Genomic DNA, 22,783 nt, shown 5'->3' with positions numbered 1-22,783 from the left:
TTCCTTGCTCCTTTCTAAACATAAAAGAAGAATGAAGTAAAAATATGAAGGGAGTCACTACGGAAGTTTTATTGCTATCTTTTCCGTTAGGCTCCCTTCCTTTCTTGTTTCGAATTTATCGTAAAGACTAGTCTAAACTAACTCTCGAGCAATGACTAGGGCAATCTCAAAGAAAGTCATAGCATCCGCTTTTCTATCCTCGCGTCTAGCATCCCATTCGTGATTGTGATGATCAACATAGTCAGCTGTGTAGAAAAATTGATAGACATTGGCTTGGCGATATTGGGCCCAGGCCATGATAGCTGAAGCTTCCATATCTACAACTCTAGCTCCTGCTGCTAGTCTTCGTTTGACCTTAGCAGCTGTCTCACGATAGAAGGCATCTGTGGTCCAAGACTTGGTTCGAATATGCTCAATACCAGCTTTATCCAAGGCTTTTTCCATAGTTAAGAGTAGAGATCGCTCATAAGCTATTTCATCACTTGCTGGAGCATAGTGATAACTAGTACCTTCATCACGTAAAGCCGAGCTTGGTAGGATAATCTTATCTGCTTGAATAGACTGGTCCAGAACTCCGCAAGATCCCAAAACAATAAAGTTCTTAAATCCTCTTGCTTTGAGTTCTTCTAAGAGTCCAACAACCATTGGAGCACCAATCGTAGCCATAGCAACTGCTACCTTACTCCCATCTTTTTCATAGATATACCATGGCAGTTTGCCATTTAGATTGGTAAGATAGCCACCTTTGTAGACACCATCTATCTGCTTTACTCGTTCAAGGATTTCTCCATTAAAAGACAAGATAATGGTACCACAGATTTCTCCACCACTAAGAAGGCTTCGATCAGTTGGCTCTATAACAGCAGGTACATTTTCAAATTCTTCTAATAGCATTTATTACTCTTTCGTATTCAGATAAACCACTTGGGTCTGTTTAACAAAGCCAATCTTTTCATATAAGCGTTTGGCACCTACGTTGCTGTCCTCTACTGCAATCTGAAATTCCTTATCATTTTGCTCAATCAGTTGGTTGACGAGGGATTTAGCCAAATAGCTTCCATAGCCTTTTCCACGTTCAAGCTCAGCTATTGCTAAACCATAGAAATAATTCGTATTACTCGATAAATCAACCGTGCAAGTTCCAATAACCTGACCGTCTTTTAATAAAATATATAAGCGACTTTCTGGATCTTTCAGAGCTTCAGCGACATATCTATCCACAACTTCTCTAGATTCATGTTCCTCTGAAAATGCCTGAAATTTTAACTGACTAATTTGATTTTGATACGAACTATCTGCTAACAAAACTTCAAGATTGGAAAGCTTTTCTAACGGATAAGGTCTCCTATCCTTACCTAACCAGGTTTCTGTATCCTCGTCCTCGACCAATTCCCAGTTGCTGACAAAATCAGGATGGCGGTCTAGAAAAACACGCTCTGTCTGAAAAGTCACAGACTCAATTGGATAAGATGCCGTTTCTTTCTCAAAACTTCTATACAAAGCCCGCGCAATTCCCTGACGGCGATGATCTGGATGAACCAGTATCGTCACTTCCACATCTTGGTCATCTGCATAGACAGTTAATAAACCAACAAGTTCGCCTTTTTCATAATAAAGGAAAAAGGCGGGCATGTTTCGGTCAAAATTAAGCATGTTAGAGAGATAAGGATCACGATAGGTACCGTCATAGTTTTGGCAACAGTTAATTAGTTTTTTCGCCTCAGATAGCTCCTCTTGGCTTAACTTGTTTCTTGCTTGAATCATATAGGTATCCTCTACAAACCAGACGATCTGTGACTGGCTTCTTTAGCCTGCTCGAGTTTATTGACGTAGTACTCTCGTTTTTCTTCGACTTCGTGAATGACCGGCTCATCCTTTTTACCATGAACACGGACAATCTTAGCAGGAATACCGACAACCGTCACATCACTGGGTACGTCTGCTACAACAACTGCTGCAGCACCGACCTTAGCATTTTCGCCGATTTCCACTGGTCCGATAACTTGGGCATGAGCGGATATAAGCGCTCCTTTGCGAACGGTAGGATGGCGTTTGCCACAGTCTTTACCTGTTCCACCAAGAGTCACTCCGTGATAAAGGAGAACACCTTTTTCAACAATCGCTGTCTCCCCAATCACCAGACCCGAACCATGGTCGATAAAGACACCTGAATCAATCTGGGCACCTGGATGAATCTCAATCTGAGTCCAAAAGCGCCAAAACTGGCTGTGCATGCGAGCTAAAAGCTTGAAGCCGTGCTTCCAGAGAAAATGCGAAAGACGGTGGGCCGCCAAGGCCTTGACACCTGGATAAGTCAGCAAAACCTCCAAAGTGGTGCGGGCCGCTGGATCATTTTCTTTTACGATATCAATGGTTTCGCGCCACCATCCCATACATTTCTCCTTTTCTTATTCTGAATCTTTTGGTGTTTCTGTAAATTCTTTCTTAGGTTTGTGGTCCTTGTGATGACGTGGGCGGTGAGGACGTTCAGACTTCTCACCTTTTTCATCATGCTCAGGTTTTGGTGGACGAGGGAGAAGGGCTTTCATAGAAGCATCCACACGGCCTTTTTCATCAATCTTAATAACCTTAACATCGACTTCATCACCGATTTCTACCAAGTCTTCTACACGGTTAGTTCGCGTCCAAGCCATTTCAGAGATATGAACAAGGGCATCTGTCTTATCAAAGAGGTTGACAAAGGCACCAAATTTCTCGATACGAACAACCTTAGCATGGTAAACTTCGTCCACCTTAGCTTCACGAACCAAACCAGCAATAATCTCTTTAGCACGATTGATGGCATCTTGGTCGCTAGAGTAGATAGAAACATTTCCTTCTTCGTCAATATCAATCTTAACGCCTGTTTCAGCGATAATTTTGTCGATGGTTTCTCCACCCTTACCGATGACAATCTTGATTTTATCCACATCAATCTTGATGGTATCAATTTTCGGAGCAGTTGGAGCCAATTCTGGACGAACTTCTGGAATGGTTGCTTCAATCACATCAAGAATTTCAAAACGGGCTTTCTTGGCTTGGGCAAGAGCCTCAGTCAAGATTTCTGCAGTAATCCCTTGGATCTTGATATCCATTTGTAGGGCTGTAATCCCGTCACGAGTTCCTGCAACCTTGAAGTCCATGTCTCCAAAGTGATCTTCCAAACCTTGGATATCTGTCAAGACTGTGTAGTTATTTCCATCTGAGATAAGTCCCATGGCAATACCAGCTACTGGCGCCTTGATTGGCACACCACCAGCCATAAGGGCAAGAGTTCCTGCACAGATAGAAGCCTGAGATGAAGAACCGTTTGATTCCAAGACTTCTGCTACCAAACGGATAGCATATGGGAATTCCTCCAAGCTTGGCAAAACTTGAGCAAGGGCACGCTCACCGAGAGCACCGTGACCGATTTCACGACGACCTGGTGCACCATAACGACCAGTTTCCCCTACAGAGTATTGTGGGAAGTTATAGTGGTGCATAAAGCGTTTCTTGTACTCTGGATCCAAACCATCAATGATTTGAGTTTCACCCATCGGAGCCAAGGTCAAGACTGAAAGGGCTTGAGTTTGGCCACGAGTGAAGAGACCAGAACCGTGTACACGAGGAAGGAAGTCAACAACCGCATCCAAAGGACGAATTTCATCGACCTTACGACCATCAGGACGTACCTTGTCTTCTGTGATCAAACGACGCACTTCAGCGTGTTCCATTTGTTCCAAGATTTCAGCAACATCACGCATGATACGGTCAAATTCTTCATGATCTGCATATTTTTCTTCATAAACAGCAGTTACTTGATCCTTAACTGCTTGAGTTGCAGCTTCACGAGCCAATTTTTCTTCTACTTGGACAGCTTTTTGGAGGTCGCTGTTGTAGGCTGCGATGATTTCAGCCTGCAAGTCAGCATCCACATGAAGCAATTCTACTTCTGCTTTTTCTTTACCAACTGCCGCAACGATTTCTTCTTGGAAGGCAATCAATTCTTTGACAGCTTCGTGCCCTTTCAGAAGAGCTTCCAACATGATTTCTTCTGACAATTCTTTGGCACCAGACTCTACCATGTTGATAGCGTGCTTGGTACCTGCTACTGTCAATTCAAGAAGCGATTGCTCTGCTTGTTCTTGAGTCGGGTTGATGATGATTTGGCCATCGATATAACCTACTTGTACCCCAGCGATTGGTCCGTCAAATGGAATATCTGAGATAGAAAGTGCCAATGATGAACCAAACATAGCTGCCATTGGTGCAGATGCATTTTCATCGTACGAAAGGACCGTATTGATGACTTGCACTTCATTACGGAAACCTTCCGCAAACATCGGACGGATTGGACGGTCAATCAAACGCGCTGTCAAAGTCGCATCTGTTGAAGGACGTCCTTCACGTTTCATGAAGCCACCAGGAAACTTCCCAGCCGCATACATTTTTTCTTCGTAGTTGACTTGAAGTGGGAAGAAATCCCCAGTTGCCATCTTCTTAGACATAACAGCAGCAGTCAAGACAGTTGACTCACCATAACGCACGACAACAGAGCCATTTGCTTGCTTAGCAACCTGACCAGTCTCTACAATCAACTCACGACCCGCAAAAGTCGTTTGAAACACTTGTTTTGTCATTTTAATCCCCTTTGGATTGTTAATATTATACGCCTTGCCTACAAAGATCAAGATACTAAGGACGTCAAAAGCAAAGTAAAAATAGGAAACTGGTGAAGTCTTCGATGAAGACAAGACAGCTTATCTTTTTTACACAGCTTTTCGGCCGGGTTCAACTCCGAAATTACTTTAGTTCTGATTCTTTAACTTACATCTCTTTGACATAAGATTAAGACTGCTTAAATATCGTTTATACCCTCATCTTTGTATCAAGTACGTACAGAGTCTATTTTATCATATTTTTCTTAAAAAGTGCTGGCTTTTCTATTAAAAAGGAACCATTCCTCCATGAAAAGAAGAATGGTTTGCTTTTTATTATCCTAAAGATTGGTGATTAAACAAGGCATGGGTTGCTTGGTGAATGTACTGAGCAGTATCTGCATTGTTCATGGTGTAGAGATGCACACCTGCTACGTCTTGCGTTACCAAGTCCACGATTTGGTCTACGGCATAGGCAAGTCCTGCTGCTCTGAGTGACTCAGGGTCATTCTCATACTTGTCCAAAATAGCCTTGAACTTACGTGGAAGATGGATATTCTCACAAGTCTTCAAGAGACGAAGCGCTTGGTTACGGTTGAGGATTGGCATGATACCCGCATGAATAGGCACATCAATTCCAGCTAAGGTACATTTATCTTGGAAATCGTAGAAACGCTCATTGTCAAAGAAAAGCTGAGTGACAAGACTTGAACAGCCTGCATCTACTTTTCTTTTCAGATTTTGAATATCTGAGATTTGGTTTGGCGAATCAGGGTGTCCTTCAGGATAACAAGCACCAATGATATCAAAGTGTGGAGCCTGTTCCTTGATGAACTCAATCAAGTCTGTCGCATAACGGAAATCCTTCTGTGGCTCAACACCTGGAATGATATCTCCACGAAGGGCCAAGATTTTCTGTACTCCCACCTTATCCAAATCTGCAATGGTCTCAGCCACCTTATCCTTAGTCAGATAAATAGCTGGCAAGTGAGCAATGGTTGGAATCTCCAAGTCATTTTGGATATAATCAGCCAAACGAACCGTCGTCTCTTTGATATTAAATTTATTATTGCTGGCAGTCACACTGATGAAGTGTGGGGCCAAGTCCTGCATATCTTTCAGGGCTGCAATAATTTTGTCATTGCCTACTGCTGGGTTTGGAGGGAAAACTTCAAATGAGAGGGACGGTGTTTGACGTGACATATGTATGAACCTTTTCTAGTTGATTTCTTACTGATCAACCATGTATGGAGAAATGTCTTTTCTTACAATTTCTCACGCGCAGCTTTAGCAGCTTCTACAAGGCGGATCAAGCTTTCTTTAGTTTCTGGAATACCACGTGTTTTCAAACCACAGTCAGGGTTAATCCAAACTTTTCTGCTTGGTACTTTAGCAAGAATTGCTTCGATGGTGTGGTCGATTTCGCCTTCATTAGGCACACGAGGTGAGTGGATATCGTAAACCCCAGGTCCAACTTCTGTTTGGAAGTTTTTCGCTTTGAGTTCGTCCAAGATTTCAAGGTTTGAACGGCTTGCTTCAAATGAGATAACGTCGGCATCCAAGTTGTCGATAGCTGGGATGATATCTGTAAATTCTGAGTAACACATGTGAGTGTGGATTTGTGTGTCTGGTGCTACTGTTGAGTGTACCAAACGGAAGGCTGGAATAGCCCAGTCAAGGTAATCTTCGTACCAGTCGCTACGACGGAGTGGCAATTTCTCACGAAGAGCAGCCTCGTCGATTTGGATGATTTTCACGCCTGCAGCTTCAAGGTCAAGAACCTCATCCTTGATTGCAAGAGCGATTTGAAGAGTAGAATCCTTGATAGAAATGTCTTCACGTGGGAATGACCAGTTAAGGATGGTAACAGGTCCAGTCAACATACCTTTAACAGGTTTGTCAGTACGGCTTTGTGCATAGCTAGACCATTTGACAGTGATTGGGTTGAGACGAGTGACATCACCCCAGATAATTGGTGGTTTAACCCCACGCATACCGTATGATTGTACCCAACCGTTCTTAGAGAAGAGGTAACCTGACAAGTTTTGACCGAAGTACTCAACCATGTCATTACGCTCGAATTCACCGTGTACAAGCACGTCAAATCCAACTTCTTCTTGCCATTTGATCCATTCGTCAATTGTTTCAGCAAGGAAAGCATCATACTCCTCTTGAGACAATTCACCTTTACGGAAGGCCAAACGTTTCGCACGAACTTCCTTAGTTTGAGGGAATGAACCGATGGTTGTTGTTGGAAGAGCTGGAAGTTTGAATGCTTCTTCTTGGATAGCTTCACGTTCTGCGAAGGCTGGCAAACGAGTGTAGTCTGCGTCAGTCAATCCAGCGATACGAGCACGAAGTTCCGCATTTTCACCAACACGTTCAGTCGCAAAGAGTTCTTTGTTAGCTGCAAGAGCTTGTTCACCTTGACCGTTGCGGATAGCATCCAAGTCACGGATCTCATCTAATTTTTCAACTGCAAAGGCGAAGTGGTTCAAGATAGCTGGTTCAAATTCTTCGTTAGCAGTTGTAAATGGCACATGAAGAAGTGAACATGAGCTTGTCAAAACAATGTTTTCAGATGGAATTTGCTCAAGAACAGCCAAGCTCTTTTCGTAATTGTTGCGCCAGATGTTCTTACCATTGACAATACCCGCATAAAGAGTCTTGTCAGCTGGGAATCCGCCTTTAACCAATTCAAGAGTTTTCTTACCTTCAACGAAGTCCAAACCGATAGCATCCACTGGCAATTTCACAAGGTCAGCGTAAACGTCACGAACGTCACCGAAGTAAGTTTGAAGCAAGACTTCAAGACCTTTTTTGTCAGCCAAGAGTTTGTTGTAGATGTTCAAGAAGAGGGCTTTTTCTTCTTCTGTCAAATCTTTGACAAGAGCAGCTTCGTCGAGTTGGATACGAGTTGCACCAAGTTCAGCCAATTTCGCAAAAACATCTTGGTAAGCAGCCACTAAGCTATCTACGAAATCTTCTGCTTTCACACCTTCTTCAAAGTCTGACAATTGAAGGAAAGTGAATGGACCTACAAGGACAGGACGAGTGTTAAGACCAAGTTCTTTTGCTTCTTGGAACTCATCGAAAATCTTGTGACCAGCCAATTTAACTTGAGTGTCTTTTTCAAATTTAGGAACGATATAGTGGTAGTTCGTATTGAACCATTTCTTCATCGGAAGGGCACGAACATCCCCTTTTTCTCCTTGGTAACCACGTCCCAAAGCAAAGTAACGTTCAAGATCAGATAATTCCAAGTTTTGAACAGATGCAGGAACTACGTTGAAAAGGAAAGCAGCATCAAGGAAGTTGTCATAGTGAGAAAAGTCATTTGATGGAATTTCAGTGATGCCTTTTTCTTTGACGATGTTCCAGTGTTTTGCACGCAAGTCTTTTGCTGCTGCCAAAAGTTCTTCTTCTGAGATTTCTTTTCTAAAGTATTTTTCAGTTGTAAATTTTAATTCGCGGAATTCGCCCAAACGAGGGAAACCGATGATTGTAGTTGACATGATGTGTCCTCCAAAATTTGTTGTTGAAACTATCTTAACAGAAAAGAAATCATCTGTATAATTGTAAAAAATTAGGCTTTGATATAGTTTGAAACTATATCTCCGTTTTAAACAAAAGAAAAAGACCTGAGACAAATACCTCAAATCCTTTGTGTAGCTTGTTTTATAGCTGTATTTTAGTTAGATTGGTAAAACGTGTTATTAGTAATTCTTATAAGTGACTATGGCTTGCTATTAGAAAAGACTATAGGTTGATTTTTCTTTTGTAATTCTGATATTTCTCTGAAAAGTGCGGACGGGAGGTGAAATTATCCAGTGGATGATTTTAGCCAACCAAGTAATTTCATTCCTATCAACTCTTTCTCTGTTCAAGTGGGACGACTGCTAGTGTCTTTCCTAAACTGGCTAAAACTTTCAAGACTGTATCCAACTGAGGACTAGTCTTTCCTGTTTCCATTCTAGCTATGACAGGCTGGCTTACTCCACTAAGTTCTTCTAGCTTTTTCTGACTGATTCCTTGTTCATGTCTAGCCTCAATCAGCTCACTCATAATAGCCACTCGCATATCACTTTCAAGGATTTCCTCCTCGGTAAAGAGTTCAGATCGGACATCCTTCCAATTACTCCCAACGGCACTATTCTTCATCACTTACCCCTCTTTCTTTTATGTCCTTCAGTTCACGCTTGGCTTTTTCAATTTCTCTTCTAGGAGTTTTCTGAGTCTTTTTGACAAAATGATGTAAAAGAACAAAACTACCATCAACCCATGCTACAAATAAAATTCGATCTCTCAGTGGTCTTAGTTCCCAAATCTCATCTTCCAAATGTTTGATATAGGGTTCACCAGCTCTCGTACCATGTTGACTAAGCAACTCGATATAGTCATTTAATTTATTGAGTTTGATGCGACTATCCTTACTTTTCTGACTAGCTAATTCTCTCATATAATCCAATACTGGCTCATTTTCATTTTTGTCCTTATAGAAGTAAATCGTATGCACCAAGCAACCTCTTTCTAATCAAATTATAACTCAAAAGTTATTAAAAGTAAATCCTAACATTCATAAAAAAGACCTTAGAAAAATTCCAAAGGTCTCATCTTTATTATTCGAAAAAAATTACGGGAAGAGTTATAAATCGAAGACAATTCTTACTATTATTCCAGCTCTATCCCCTTCTCACGGAGATTAGCCAGACACTCCTCGTAGTAGACATCGTCATGTTCACTATAGGTAGGACTTTTCAGCTTTTCCTCTACTAAGTCTTCATAGGAAGGACAGGTCTTCCCTCGGTAGTTCTTATCTAACCACTCTGAACTGACATTATAGCCCCGGATAGCCATCTCCTCCATAATCAAACGATGATAGGCATAGAGTCGATAAGGCGAATGGGTAAAGACATAGTCCACTGTCGCATGCTTTCTGCCCCAGCCATTGCCACGAAGAGCACAACATTCTCGATGTTGCCCTAAGAGCTGAGGACGGGGAAGCTGTGAAATCAAAGCCTCATGCCAAAGTCTCATGGGAGTCTCCTTTCAACAAGGTAGAATGTTGCAGATAAGCATTTGGGTAACGTTCAAGCAACTCTCTCGTCTTCGCAATCAAATCCTCCTTGGAAGCCTGACCAAAGCGGTAACAATCCAGCAAGAGCATATAGTCTTTGCGCTCGTCAAGGCTGGCTTGCTTTTTAAAATAGCCCCAAATATGCTGAAAGGCATTGCAAACCTGACCTCTATGTTCTGGAATCTGGCAGGCACGGTCAATCATCTCTTGAACCTGACTCACCTCCACCACTTCTTGCTTGAGATACTGGCGAATGTCCTTGTAAATATTGCTGGAATGGCTCAAAACAAGGTATTTATTTTCCGCCCAGAGTTGCTGACAAAAGGCACGTTGGTTGTTGTTTTCCATATTTCTCCTAACTTTTTACTAGTTTCCAGGAAATACGGAAACAAAGTTGTAAATTAATAATGAGCGAATCAATTAAGCCTATCACCCTTTAAAGTTTTTCAAAAACTCTTTGAGTTCAGCATCAGCTTCTGGTGTGGTTCCGTGGAGTTGGTTCAGCGTTTCCAGTAATGAAGCTGTTTGGCTTTCGATTGCTTTATTTGTCTCGTTAATCTTGCTGACGATGTCTGTCAGTGGCTCTACTTCTTCTTCCTCAAAGGTATCTACGTAGCGAGGGATATTGAGGTTATAGTCATTTTCGACAATTTCTTCATAGCTTGCTAGGTGGGCAAACTTATCAATCTCCTCACGTGACTTGTAGGCTTCCAAAATCTTCTCAATATGGGCATCCGTCATGATATTCTGGTTTTTCCCCTTATCAAACTCCTTAGAAGCATCGATAAAGTAGACATCACGGTTAGTACGGTTCTTTTTGAGAATGATAACCGTAGTTGGAATGCTGGTATTAAAGAAGATATTGGCTGGTAGACCGATGACCGTATCAATGGCTCCTTCTTCTAACAAGGCCTTACGAATGGTTCCCTCCGCATTGCCACGGAAAAGGACACCGTGGGGAAGGACGATAGCCATGACCCCATTATCCTGCTTGAGGTGGTAATATCCATGCAAGAGAAAGGCAAAGTCAGCCTTGGACTGGGGTGCCAGTTTCCCAAAAGGAGAGAAACGAGGGTCATTAAGGAATCCAGAACTTGCTGACCACTTGGCAGAGTATGGTGGGTTCATGAGAACACCGTCAAAGTTGGTCGGCTCTTGAGTCGGCCAGTCTTCATCCAGTGTATCGGCATTGTGGAGAAATTGATTCTCAACTGGAACGCCGTGTAGGATCATATTCATCCGAGCTAGGTTATAGGTCGAGGTATTGAGCTCCTGACCAAAGTAGACAACCGTCTGCGGTTTATGAGAGTATTTTTTTGCATTGAGCAAGAGAGAGCCAGACCCCATAGTCGCATCATAGATGGTAAAGCCTTGCTGGTCCTCACGACCTAAAAAGGCAATCTGAGTCATAAGCTTGGCAACGGGCTGAGGCGTATAGAACTCACCAGCCTTCTTACCAGAGTCAGTCGCAAACTGACCAATCAGATACTCATAGGCATCCCCCAGCATATCACCAGCATGACCAGCCACATCTAGCACAGCCAACTCTTTCATAACTGCTGCTACCGTTTGGTTTTGCTTTTGCGGAGTTGCCCCTAGCTTTTTAGAGTAGAGGTCGATATCTTCAAAGAGATTTTCATAGAGGTCGTCACTCTGCTCAATATCACGAAAACCTTGAGCCAAGTCTTCCAGCTGGAAAGTCCCCTCATTGACACGTGCTACCAGAGCCGTAAAGGTCAGGTCTGGCTTGATGATATAGCTGAGCTCATCATTCATGACAGAGACCAGATCCTCATGGGTATCCGCATCCTCGTAGTAGTTGCGATAGACCTCAAGGGCATCCTCAAGACTATCTGTCCCCTCTTCCATAGTCTCCGCCACGAAAAAGAGCATCTTGTCTGACAGATACTTATAAAAGACCATGCCTAAAAGATAGGACTTGTAGTCATTGGCATCCATCTTAGAGCGGAGAACATCCGCTGAGTTCCACAGGGCTTGATAGAGCGACTGGGACGTTTGTGTTGTTTCCATAATGTTTCTTTCTTTTTACTTAATTCAAAATATCAAAAATTAATTTAATGGTTCAATAGTTTTGCTTCCAATTCTTCAAAATATTTATGCCGTAATTTTTTCTGTAAATCATTATCCAATGCAATACTACTTAAAGATTTTTCTTTTAAGTTAGAAACTATTTCTTTAATTTCTTTAGAACCAATTATTTCATTTTTCAAGTTACAAATCTTTAAAATTGTCGAAAAATCTGAAGAAGCTATGCTATCTTCCACCATTTTAGTTATATTTTCTAATGTTACAGTTATATCAAATTTTTCTGATAAATTTTCTAAAAATGTCCGTGCTTCATCCTCGGTTGGTTCTCTTGTTTCTATCAAATTCCCTTCCATAAATTCATCAAGTTTCTTTTTCAAGGCAATTCGTATTATTTTATCTTTATTTGTTATACACAAACCAATAACAGTGTCTCGAAGTTTTTTAATTTTTTGTTTTTTATCCTCCTCATCATCAGATAAAACATAATTCACTATTTCTTCATCTATCAAAAACATCTCTATCTCATTAAAAGGGAGCACAAAAATATTTTTCTTTTTATAATTTTGAATTCTTGCCTCATCCATCCAGTCATAATCAATAATGCCATAAGCTTCATTACCATGTGATTTCTTTAATTTATTATAAGCTTTTGTGTATTGAATAACTTGTTTATGCCCTTGAACTGGTTTTACAAAACAAAATTCACTGAATAGTTTAGAATAAATCTGATAGTCTATACTATTTTTAGTTCCTTCACAAAATAAAATTGGCTTTCTTGTCCCAGATACTTCAGTTAACAAGGATAAAGGCATTTCTTGTGTCTCTTCCAATACCTGATAATCCAAATCATAAGGTGCTTCAAATTTCTTACACCATATATAGGTTGCATTAGTTCTGGATTGAACAAAGTCCATGTTATGCGAAGCAAAAATGAATTGACAATCAGGTCGTTCTGATATTAGCAAATCCCATAATTCATTATAGACGGCAGCATTTAGAAATGTTTCTGGTTCGTCAACGACAATATAGCTATTCTCTGGAGCTAGAAGAACATTTCCAATATAAAACAATATACAACGTTCTCCATCACTAAGACCATTTATACTATATTTAGAGTCATTTTTTTTAACATTTACAATTATTTTTATAGGATCAATTTCAAAACTAATTTCTGGTTTAATTTTATTCCATATTCTTTCCAATTTTTGCCACAAAGATAATGACGAATCATTTTGTCCTCTGAATTTATAAGTAGCTACAACCATAATATCTTTTACTAATAGTGTTATTAAGTTAGTAAACGTATTTGAAAAATTATCTTGAATATTTAATGGATACAAATCAATAGTGTCATATTTAATATTTGTATTTTTCAAATCTCGTATATAATTCTCTTGTTCAATATTATTACGATTAGAAATATTAGACACAAAATATAATAGTTTCTGAGCTGGCAAAACATACATCTCATCTATACTATTCTTCCGCAATTCATTAATAAGACTACTTTTCCCTGCTCCATTAGCTCCTATAATAACTGTTGTAGAATCCACTTTCGAAATAAAAGAAAAAAGTTTAATTACTTTAAAATTCTCTAAAATTTGAGGTAAGGTTGTTTCATACATATAAATATCACTATCATAACAATTCGATAGGCTTTCTAACCAATTATCACGAAGGTTTTTATACTTTTTTGTTACATCATCAGATAAAAATTCATCATCTAGTTCGTTATCAATCAAATCAATAAGGGTTGAAAAATCATTATCTACTTGCTGGTATTGACTCTTATATACTTCTCTGTCATAATCAGCCAATTGACTAAAGTTATCTTGAAGTCTTTTCTTTTCGGATTCTAACTTTTCAATTAAATCTTTAATAGAGCTATACATAACTTCTCCTTAAATAAACATATCCTGCAAGAGTTTCTTTTTCAAAGTCTCAAGCTGAGAAATTTTTTCTTGATGAGAGTTGATGAGGTTATCGAGATTTGAGAAATAGGAGCCGATTGCACGTTGTTCCTCTAGTTCTTTAGGTACTACTAATCTAGTGTTGAAAAAATCAGCAGGCGCAATGTTTAATAATCCATGATTTCGTGCTCCCTCAGCAGCACACATTGAAACCTCTCTATGCCATTTATCACTTTCATAATAATGAGCAAGATAGTCCGAATCAACATCTACTGCTTTAAAAAGAATGTACAAAGTAGATAATACTCCATTCTCATACTTATCAAGACGCTTTATTGCTCCTAAGGGATAACCTGTCGAATAGCTTTTATTATATGCAAACTCCCCTTTTTTTATAAGATAATATCCACTTACATCTTTCGAAGCTATCTTTTTCTGAAAGAATTCCTCCTGATCTATCAAACCGAATTGAGCCGATATCGTTAAGGCTCTTTCTGACACTAAATCATTATTCTTTCGTGTAACACGTTTAGATATATCTTTTAATCTTTTTTCAACCCACTCACCTTCAAATCCATCCAAACGAATCTCAGGGACTGTCTGTCCAGCTTTTGGAAACATCTTGGAGAGCATGGTAACCTTGAGAGATTGGTAATTTGTGAGATTATCCTTGTAGCTCGCTAGAAGGTCGTCGATGGTGCGGAAAAGAGAGCCGATGGCGGTTTGTTCAGCTAGAGCAGGAACTGAGGTTTTTATAGAGTAAAAATCGCTATGATTTAAATCAGGTATAGTTGAGTTTCCTGCTCTAATTATGATTTCTTTTTGAATATCATTTGATGTTAACAGATAATATAAAAACATTTTAGAGGTTTCAAATTTATCATAATCAACCTTAAAAAAATTGTTATGAAATGCACCAGAAATATTTGTAATCACTTTTCCTGTATTTCCAGTTCTAGTCATTAAAATATCATCTACAGTGCAAATAACATTCTCAGATGGAGATTCGATATAATATTTCTTTGTAGAATTTGGATTTAAAAATTCATTTGTAATATAAAAATATCTATGTTCTCCATCTTCTAAAAATCTACTAGAAATTGCAATTTGTAGACCTTGAGACAATTTAGTAAAATCTTTAAATCTCTTTCTATCCCATTCTTCTTTAAAATAATCGAACCTAATTTCAGGCACATTATCATTTTCTTTTAATTTCATCCATACTCCCACACTTTATTTAACAGCTAGTATCAAATTTCCAATAATGTTCAAAATGCTCTTCATAGTGATTATCTTTAAAAATTTGATAAAAAAGAGCTCTCATCTCATCAATAGTTTCTGTATATTGAACTGCAGTTGTATCATCTATTCCATGAGAATTGACATTAAATAATTTCAAATACTGCTCATTGTCTTTATAAAAAATTTCTTGATTCAATGCATTAAACTTCAAAAATGTTTCTATTATTCTTCTCATCGTATTTAACATTGAGAGTTTATGACCACACTCATACAAATCCTTCAGTTCTACCCACATGGCTTCATAATTAGTTTTAAAATCGTCTTTTTCACTCAAAATTTTAATAAACTCGTGATGATCAATGCGATAAAAATTATTTTTATCATATTTGGTTCTATCATTCTTGTCTTTGAAATTTCCATGAGGCTGAACATTTAAATAAAAATGAATATTATGAGTCAAAATTACCATAATGTCTCTATCTTCATTAAATTTATCTCTATCTTTACCTTGGTAAAGTCTTTGTAGTTCCCAAATAATTAGATATTGCATTTTATCATCATTCGAACTCATTGGGTCGTCAAATACTATTATTTTATTCTTCTTTCGTCCTTCTTTCACTTCCTCCAAACGCTCAATAAAATATAAAAATGCAATAACATTTTTTTCACCTGTTGATAATTGTTTTACACTTCTATATCGTTCCCCTTCTTTTATTCTGTAATATCCAAGGTTATCATCATCTACATGATCTAACTCCCAAGAAACTTTTAAACGAAGTTTTTTATTTATTCTCTCAATAGCTTCTTTTTCTGCCTTTGGTTTTAATTTATCAACCTGGCTCCGATATTCAGCTAAATTTTGTTCCAATTCTTTCTTTTTATCTTCTTTTTGACTATATACTAATTCTTTTTCCTCTTTTTCACTCTTAAGAACAGTTAGTCTTTCTATTTGAACATCATATTGGAAGTTCTCAAGTAACAATTTTATTTCATGATATCGAATTGCATCTCTAGCCTCTTTTTGTTTATTTTTAATATCTAAAACATTTTTATTATGTATTTCAATAAGTTTATTTATTTCAGCATAATTCACATTATTTGGTACAAATAACTCTAACTTTTCACTTTCCACAAAGAGATTGCTCTCTTTCTGTTCTAATGTTTTAAGTAGTATTTCTAAATAGGATTTCTGCTCTGCTAGAGACTCATTCACTTTCTTACTTTCTTTTTCAACCTCGTCTTTAAGATCTGGAAAAAAATCATCAGTACTTATCTTGTCATTTGCCGCAATCTCATTAAGCAAGTAAGTAATTTTTTCTTTACCAGCTTTAATCCGATTTTGTAGTTCCTTAACCTCATCTGCTGAAAAATATCTCTCTAACTCTATCAATACTTCATCAGAAAGTTCATTCCCACAAAACGAACATATGTTTTCTTCTTTATGGATTTCTAATCCTTCTTTAGCGAAGTTGATTTTTCTTTGGTTGTCTAATCTATCAATAAGGACTCGTTCAACGACTTTACTTGAAATAATTTCATTGACAGCTTTTATATAATTTTCAAAATTAATTTTCTTCTCGCTAATGCGAGCAATTTCTTTCGGAACGCTCTGCAATATCTTCCTATAAAGATTTATATCAGTTTCCTCTAAACGACAGGCACTTTTAATTTCTGATTCAAAATTTTTTTTATTATATGACCTTGGGTTATCTACAATAACAGGATCCGTTTTTAATGAAATAGTTCTGGCAGAATCCTTATAAAAATTTTGTATTTTCCTATCTTGTTCATTAAATACTCTACTTTTCTCTAAGCACTCATCATACAAAGTTGGTTCTTCATTCTCACCATTTTTTTCAACAAGTAGTTTTTTAACTAAAGACAAGTCCTGTTCTGTTTTTGTAATTTTTTCTTTTAACTCTTTTATTTCTGCCTCTTTTTCACTTGCATTAACAGCTAATGAAAAAGCATCTAGATTCTCATTTTCTCCTATCAAAGAATCAAAACCATTAAAAACATGTACTTCAAATTCCGATTGTTTTTGATTATAAATTGCTTTACTTAATGTTGATTTACCTGACCCGTTTCTTGCATAAATAAAATTCTTTGAAGATAACTCTAATTGCTTACCTTTAAAAAGCGGAGTTACAGAATCTTCAAATTTGATCTGTTCCAAGTTGATAATAGTACTTGCCATAATATAACCTCTATGTATATTGTTAAAAATTAATTTCCATCAACCACCAACATGATTCTTCGCTATTTAGCAATTAACTTAGATAAATCATAATCTGTCTTCTCATCATTCTGACACAAAAAACATTGAAATATTGAATATCCATTATTATTCCTCCATTATCTCATAATAAAATTATACCACGAATCTACCCAAAAACGCCTTTAGATAATAATATATCCAAAGACGTTTATTTTTTATCCTGCCACTGTTATTGCTTCTTCTACTTTAACTTTCTTATCCTTCTTATTTGGTCCACTCAATCGTCTCTTACTATCTCGGATTGTGTTTAGATCTTTGAGGAGTTGAGTCAGGTGTTCCTTTTCAGGATAGGCTTCTGCGCTGGCTGCGGTATAGCGCAGAAAGAGGTCGTAAATACTAGTTAGTTCGATACGGACTTGTTTGGTCTTGCCTACTTCCTTAGCAGACTTAAGCGTACGCACCTTACTTTCCACTCGGTCATATTCCTCTTGAGCATTGACAACTGCCGTAAGCATAGGTGTCAGTCCTAGACTGGTTACTGCTCCATAGTAGGGTTCCTCACTCAGTGTTTTAAGCAGGCTTTTGACCTCTGCTGTTTCAACATCGTTACTGTGCTTGGTGATATCCTTGTACTTAGTAAAGACTGGCTTAAGTGTCTCATAGGCTTCCTTAAAACTGCTTTCCTTGATTTTAGCAAATCCTCTATGAAGGGTAAAGAGACCTACTAGAGCACTATCTCTTTCCTTATCCACTATGGTCAGACTTGTAGTCTCTTTTTTCTCCACACTAGCAAGTTGAGCTTGATAATCTGATAGCTTACTTTTGAAGGGATCAAGATGCTTGCCGTACATAGTCTCATCCTTGTGAGACTTTGTGAAATCTTCTAAAACTTGACTTGTATCAATCATGAGACTTTCAAATTCTCGATTAGTAAAGTTAGTATAGCTTAGCGGACGGATGTTATAAGTTTTTGTCATGTTGTGACCTTTCTATTTTAAATTATTTAGATTCTATTTGTTCAAACAAATCGTGGATTAACTCTGACAGATAAAAATGTTTTTGATTTGTCTTTACAATACTTTCCTGTCTTTCCTTTGGAACCAAAAAACTTCCCTCTGTTTTATAGGCCTGTATTAAAATAGCCATTAGTCCGACTAGACATATCATCATAAAACTATAGTACCAATCATCAACTGTTTTGTTTTTCTTCATCAGAATTTCCCCTTTAAGTTTATAAATAAATAGTAACAGATAAAAATGAAATTTTAAGCACCGTTAGCTCAACTGACTCTTTTTTCAGCTCAACAGCACACTTTTAGATTTTTTGTAATGTTCACAGGACAAATCTGACATTTCAAAAAGAAAAAATCCCTATCTGACTAAACCAATACCTTGTCTGTCAGATAGAGAGTTTTATTATTCCTAGATTTTAACCTTTCTAGCCTTAGAATACATCTAAGCTTTAGGAAACACGACTATTCGAAAGTTCGAAGACCTCAAAACTTTTTCAGCTTGAGCATTCGAAGCTTAGAACACTAATAAATTTATTCATCCCTTATCGTTCTATGTTCAAAATACATATAAACTTTGGATGATTTATGTTTTCGAGACTTCGAAGGACTATCTCCCAACCCTCAACGGCTCAATCACTTCTTCGATCAGTTGGGTATAGGCTTCTTTGATTTGTTTTTTATAGAGGAGTGGATTGAGGGCATCTGCCACCTCAACTTTATAGTCCTTGTAGCGCTGACTCTTGGTCAACTGACTTTCTCCTAGTTGTTTTTTTGCTCCCTTGCGGTAGTGATTGACATAGTAGCGGAGTTCATCTTCACCGACATACCAGTTCTTACTAAAGTCTTGGATATGCTGCTGGATGACTGCCTCAATCATCTGATCAAGGATATTGGCGATGGATTGCCCTCTGTAGCGGTCTGGATTTGCCTGTACTTCTTGCCAAAGCTCTGAGATGATCTGTGCAAGATTTGGATTGGTCTTCTCCAGACTTTGGATATAGGTATCCACTGCTTCTCTATCCTGTGCACTGAGACTCTTTTCCGGACTCTGCTCTTGCTCGAGCAGGCTTTGGATCAAGGTCAGGATATAAGCGTAGTTAATCTCATCTACTTGGATAGACTCTAGTTCATAGTGGATATCAAGTGGTTCTCCATCGTCGTTATCATCTTCAGAACGACTTTTCAACTCTGCTAGGATATTCTGATAAAAACCAAGATAAGCTTCCAACTCTTCTGCACTGAGTCCCGTTTGAGCGTAAATTTCGTCCTCATCATACTCTTTATACACGCGGATAGAGGCTAGATATTTATCAAATCCTTGATAGGCCTTGGCGATTTTTCTCAACTGAGGCGTAGAGATTTGTTCCAGTTGGAGTCCTTCGACGGGATCATCAATGATGAGATTTTGGAAGTCGCTACAACTTCTCAAAAAGTTTCTCTTTTCCTCTTCCCAGCTAGGGGCTAGGACATCATTTTCACCACCATTTGAGTAGAGCTTGAGGGCATTATCGACTGCTTCCTTAAAGGCTAGTGGCTTTTGGAAGGTGATGATATGACCATAGGTCTTACTAGAATCAAAGATACGATTGGTTCGGCTAAAAGCCTGAATCAAATCCTGCGGTTGCATGGGCTTTCTGTCGATAAAGAGAGTCGATAGACAAGGGGCATCAAATCCCGTTAGGAGACGATTGACCACGATGACCAAGTCCAACTGTTCATTGCGATAGAGATACTTGTCCTGTTTTCGGGCTAGACGGTTATTAACATCGGTATTAAAGCCACGAAGATCTGCCATGGTAAAGTGAGTATCAAACTCTCGGTTATAGTCTTCTAAGACCTGTTTCATATGGTCTTGGTTGGCTCTTGAGTCCTCTTCATTTTCTGTGACAGAGTAGGTAATGGTAAATTTCGGAAAGTCTGGCAGAACCATCTTGACTCTCTCTGATACCTTGACCCGTGTTTGACCAGCCTTGACTCTTTTGAGAAGGTCATAGTAGGCTTGAGCTTGAGGGATAGACTTGACCGTCAGGATGGCATTGTAGGTATTGCCCACACCTTTTTGGAAGCCTAGTTGATGGCGGGATTTATTGATAATGGCATCTAAGACTTCCAGCATGTGCTCCTCATTCTCGTAGACAGTATCTGGTATTTCATTTTCAGACTGGTCTGTGATGAGGGTATTGCGATAATCCACCTTAAAGCCTAAGACAGCTCCGTCATGGATGGCTTCCTTGACTGTATACTCATGGAGGCGGTCTCCATACTGTTGCTGGGTGGTTTGGGCTAGGTCGCCGACTTGCTGGCGTTTATTTTCCTTAAAGATAGGTGTACCTGTAAATCCATACCAAAGGGACTGTGGGAAAAAGGCTTTAATGTCTTTTTGTGTTTGTGGGGTCACTGCACGGTGGCATTCATCTACAACAAAGGCCACTCGGAGTCCCTTGATTTTGTCCGCATCTCGTTGGTAAAGACCTTGGTCAAACTTGCGCATCATGGTAGTGATTTTCTGGATGGTTGTCACCACCACACGCTTATCATTACTACCTAAGCGCTTGACCAAATCATGTGTATTATCCGTCTCATCGATATCAATGACATCATTGGTCGCATATGAGAGGAAGGATGATGTGGTTTGTTGGTCCAAGTCCCTGCGGTCAACGACAAAAATCGTCTTTTGGATAGAAGAAATCTGAAGGAGATTCCTCGCCACCTTATAAGAAGTCAAGGTCTTCCCTGAACCTGTTGTATGCCAAACATAGCCTGATGCTTGCTGGCGAGAGGCTTCCTGCACCGCTTCGATAGCATGGATCTGGTAGGGCCGTAAAAGAATGAGAGATTTCTTGCTATCATCAATAACAGAATACTGCATGACCATCTGGTGCGCACGAGGAATAGAAAGGACTTCGTGGGCAAAGCTAGTCAAGTTTGTCACAGGATGATTGTCCTTATCCACCCACTTAGTTAGAAATTGCTTGTTGAGTTTATTTTCACGAGCTGCAGCGATATAGCGAGTGTCTACCTTATTGGTCACAACAAACATCTGCAAGCTAGAGTAGATACCACGGAATTTACCTTCACGGTCATATTTTTTAATCTGATGAAAGGCATCGATAAATGCTGCTTGGGAACTCTTGAGCTCAATTTGAATCATGGGTAAGCCGTTAATGAGAAGAGTAACATCCAATCTACGGTCTTGGTCCAGAGGGTTTACTTTTTCTCTCTGGACTTGATTGACAACTTCGTAGCTAGACTTTCCTGCTGCGATATTGTCACGCCAAATGACTGACAAACGGATGGTACCTAGGCTCGCATCCTCTCTTTGAACCTCGACTTTGGCAATGCCATTTTCTCCGACCAACCACTTGGCAGCATCATAGTAGCTGACAAAGTTGAGTTGGTTCTGAATCTGGCGTTTTTCCTGCTCAGTTAAGGGATGGTCTGCTAGCAGAGCAACGTTGTTTTGGGCTAGTTTCTCAAAGAAATTGTCCCATAGTTGTTCTTCTATTTTTAGGTCTTCTCTATAAGTCCATTGGCTTTCACCAGTTACCAGCTGGTTTATCAGTTGTTTTTCTATTTCCAGTTCTGGTTTTACCTGCATGTTTATTTCTCCTTCAGAGGTTGACATTCTAGTTATTATTATATCATAGTCCTATCAGAAAAACTTCTGATTTCACTATCTTCACTTTAATAATACAAATAGTCTTTCTCCTAAAAATATGGTATAGTAGAATCATATTACTCAAGAGGAGTTTACATGTCACACGATAAACAAATGAAAGCTGTTTCTCCCCTTCTACAGCAAGCAATCAATATTTCTTCCATCATCGGTGGAGTTGGTACTTTGATTTTCTGTATCTGGGCCTATCAGGCTGGAGTCTTGCATTCCAAGGAAACCCTATCTGCCTTTATCCAACAGGCCGGTATCTGGGGGCCACCACTCTTTATCTTTTTACAGATTTTGCAGACGGTTGTTCCTATCATTCCTGGTGCCCTGACATCCGTTGCCGGTGTCTTTATCTACGGGCATATCGTAGGGACGATTTACAACTATATTGGTATTGTTATTGGTTGCGCCATTATCTTTTACTTGGTGCGTCTCTACGGAGCCCCCTTTGTTCAGTCTGTCGTCAGCAAGCGCACCTATGACAAGTACATTGGCTGGTTGGATAAGGGCAATCGTTTTGACCGTTTCTTTATCTTTATGATGATTTGGCCAGTTAGCCCAGCGGACTTTCTCTGTATGCTGGCTGCTCTGACCAAGATGACCTTCAAGCGCTACATGACCATCATCATCTTGACCAAGCCCTTTACCCTGGTTGTTTACACTTATGGATTGACCTACATCATTGATTACTTTTGGCAAATGTTCGCCTGATCACTAAAAAGAGGTTGAGCAAAAACTCAATTTTATACTCAATGAAAATCAAAGAGCAAACTAGAAAGCTAGCCGCAGGTTGCTCAAAGCACTGCTTTGAGGTTGTGGATAGAACTGACGAAGTCAGTAACATATATACGGCAAGGCGACGTTGACGCAGTTTGAATTTGATTTTCGAAGAGTATTATCAGAAAATGAAAAAAATAAAACGCATAGTATCAAGGCTTTTCTGTACTGACCCCAAAAAGTTAGACAATTA

18 protein-coding genes are annotated in these 22,783 nt (G+C 39.0%); 1 reads left to right on the top strand and 17 read right to left on the bottom strand.

What is annotated here, in order from left to right; genetic code table 11:
• Positions 1–132: 132 nt before the first annotated feature.
• The 17 genes from HMPREF2805_RS02095 to HMPREF2805_RS02015 all read right to left on the bottom strand — a co-directional run bounded on the left by HMPREF2805_RS02095 (position 133) and on the right by HMPREF2805_RS02015 (position 21,747).
• Positions 133–894 carry a nucleoside phosphorylase gene (locus HMPREF2805_RS02095; protein WP_075231198.1) on the bottom strand — a complete coding sequence of 254 codons (762 nt, stop codon included), beginning with the start codon at positions 892–894 and terminating at the stop codon, positions 133–135.
• Positions 895–897: 3 nt separating this feature from the next.
• Positions 898–1,764, bottom strand: coding sequence for a GNAT family N-acetyltransferase (locus HMPREF2805_RS02090; RefSeq protein ID WP_075231197.1), 867 nt, complete (start codon positions 1,762–1,764; stop codon positions 898–900).
• A gap of 11 nt (positions 1,765–1,775) precedes the next feature.
• Complete coding sequence (cysE, locus tag HMPREF2805_RS02085) at positions 1,776–2,393, bottom strand: serine O-acetyltransferase (RefSeq protein WP_061088317.1); 618 nt, start codon at positions 2,391–2,393, stop codon at positions 1,776–1,778.
• Positions 2,394–2,408: 15 nt separating this feature from the next.
• A complete protein-coding gene (gene pnp, locus HMPREF2805_RS02080; RefSeq protein WP_075231196.1) occupies positions 2,409–4,622 on the bottom strand; it encodes a polyribonucleotide nucleotidyltransferase in 2,214 nt (737 codons plus the stop codon).
• 354 nt (positions 4,623–4,976) lie between these two features.
• A complete protein-coding gene (metF, locus tag HMPREF2805_RS02075; RefSeq protein WP_075231195.1) occupies positions 4,977–5,843 on the bottom strand; it encodes a methylenetetrahydrofolate reductase [NAD(P)H] in 867 nt (288 codons plus the stop codon).
• A 62-nt stretch (positions 5,844–5,905) separates the two neighbouring features.
• Positions 5,906–8,155, bottom strand: coding sequence for a 5-methyltetrahydropteroyltriglutamate--homocysteine S-methyltransferase (gene metE / locus HMPREF2805_RS02070; RefSeq protein WP_075231194.1), 2,250 nt, complete (start codon positions 8,153–8,155; stop codon positions 5,906–5,908).
• A 352-nt stretch (positions 8,156–8,507) separates the two neighbouring features.
• Positions 8,508–8,801: a helix-turn-helix domain-containing protein gene (locus HMPREF2805_RS02065; RefSeq protein ID WP_075231193.1), complete on the bottom strand. Its 294-nt coding sequence runs from the start codon at positions 8,799–8,801 to the stop codon at positions 8,508–8,510.
• Entirely contained in the window at positions 8,791–9,156 is a 366-nt protein-coding gene (locus HMPREF2805_RS02060) for a type II toxin-antitoxin system RelE/ParE family toxin (RefSeq protein WP_075231192.1), read from the bottom strand. The genes HMPREF2805_RS02065 and HMPREF2805_RS02060 overlap by 11 nt, the downstream gene beginning before the upstream one ends.
• 155 nt (positions 9,157–9,311) lie before the next feature.
• A complete protein-coding gene (locus tag HMPREF2805_RS02055) occupies positions 9,312–9,677 on the bottom strand; it encodes a TIGR02328 family protein (protein ID WP_075231191.1) in 366 nt (121 codons plus the stop codon).
• On the bottom strand, positions 9,661–10,065 hold the full coding sequence (locus HMPREF2805_RS02050; protein WP_075231190.1) for a YbgA family protein: 405 nt from the start codon (positions 10,063–10,065) through the stop codon (positions 9,661–9,663). The genes HMPREF2805_RS02055 and HMPREF2805_RS02050 overlap by 17 nt, the downstream gene beginning before the upstream one ends.
• Positions 10,066–10,146: 81 nt before the next feature.
• Positions 10,147–11,748 (bottom strand): type I restriction-modification system subunit M, encoded by a 1,602-nt coding sequence (locus HMPREF2805_RS02045; RefSeq protein ID WP_075231189.1) that lies wholly within the window; start codon positions 11,746–11,748, stop codon positions 10,147–10,149.
• Positions 11,749–11,792: 44 nt separating this feature from the next.
• Entirely contained in the window at positions 11,793–13,658 is a 1,866-nt protein-coding gene (locus HMPREF2805_RS02040) for a DUF4435 domain-containing protein (RefSeq protein WP_075231188.1), read from the bottom strand.
• A 9-nt stretch (positions 13,659–13,667) separates the two neighbouring features.
• Positions 13,668–14,894, bottom strand: a complete 1,227-nt coding sequence (locus HMPREF2805_RS10490) for a restriction endonuclease subunit S (protein ID WP_083301264.1) — start codon at positions 14,892–14,894, stop codon at positions 13,668–13,670.
• 19 nt (positions 14,895–14,913) lie between these two features.
• On the bottom strand, positions 14,914–17,115 hold the full coding sequence (locus HMPREF2805_RS02030) for an AAA family ATPase (RefSeq protein ID WP_075231187.1): 2,202 nt from the start codon (positions 17,113–17,115) through the stop codon (positions 14,914–14,916).
• Positions 17,116–17,351: 236 nt separating this feature from the next.
• Positions 17,352–18,113, bottom strand: a complete 762-nt coding sequence (locus tag HMPREF2805_RS11230) for a DUF6261 family protein (protein WP_075231186.1) — start codon at positions 18,111–18,113, stop codon at positions 17,352–17,354.
• A gap of 22 nt (positions 18,114–18,135) precedes the next feature.
• Positions 18,136–18,348, bottom strand: a complete 213-nt coding sequence (locus HMPREF2805_RS02020; RefSeq protein ID WP_075231185.1) for a hypothetical protein — start codon at positions 18,346–18,348, stop codon at positions 18,136–18,138.
• A gap of 408 nt (positions 18,349–18,756) precedes the next feature.
• A complete protein-coding gene (locus HMPREF2805_RS02015) occupies positions 18,757–21,747 on the bottom strand; it encodes a type I restriction endonuclease subunit R (RefSeq protein ID WP_075231184.1) in 2,991 nt (996 codons plus the stop codon).
• A gap of 156 nt (positions 21,748–21,903) precedes the next feature.
• On the opposite strand from HMPREF2805_RS02015, the gene HMPREF2805_RS02010 reads away from it, so the two are divergent.
• Positions 21,904–22,524 (top strand): TVP38/TMEM64 family protein, encoded by a 621-nt coding sequence (locus HMPREF2805_RS02010; RefSeq protein WP_075231183.1) that lies wholly within the window; start codon positions 21,904–21,906, stop codon positions 22,522–22,524.
• The last annotated feature ends 259 nt before the right edge of the window (positions 22,525–22,783 follow it).

Origin of the sequence: Streptococcus sp. HMSC034E03 (genome assembly GCF_001811505.1) — a bacterium.
Taxonomy (GTDB): domain Bacteria; phylum Bacillota; class Bacilli; order Lactobacillales; family Streptococcaceae; genus Streptococcus.
Note: the sequence above shows the minus strand (reverse complement) of the source record. Positions and strands in the feature narration are given on the sequence as shown.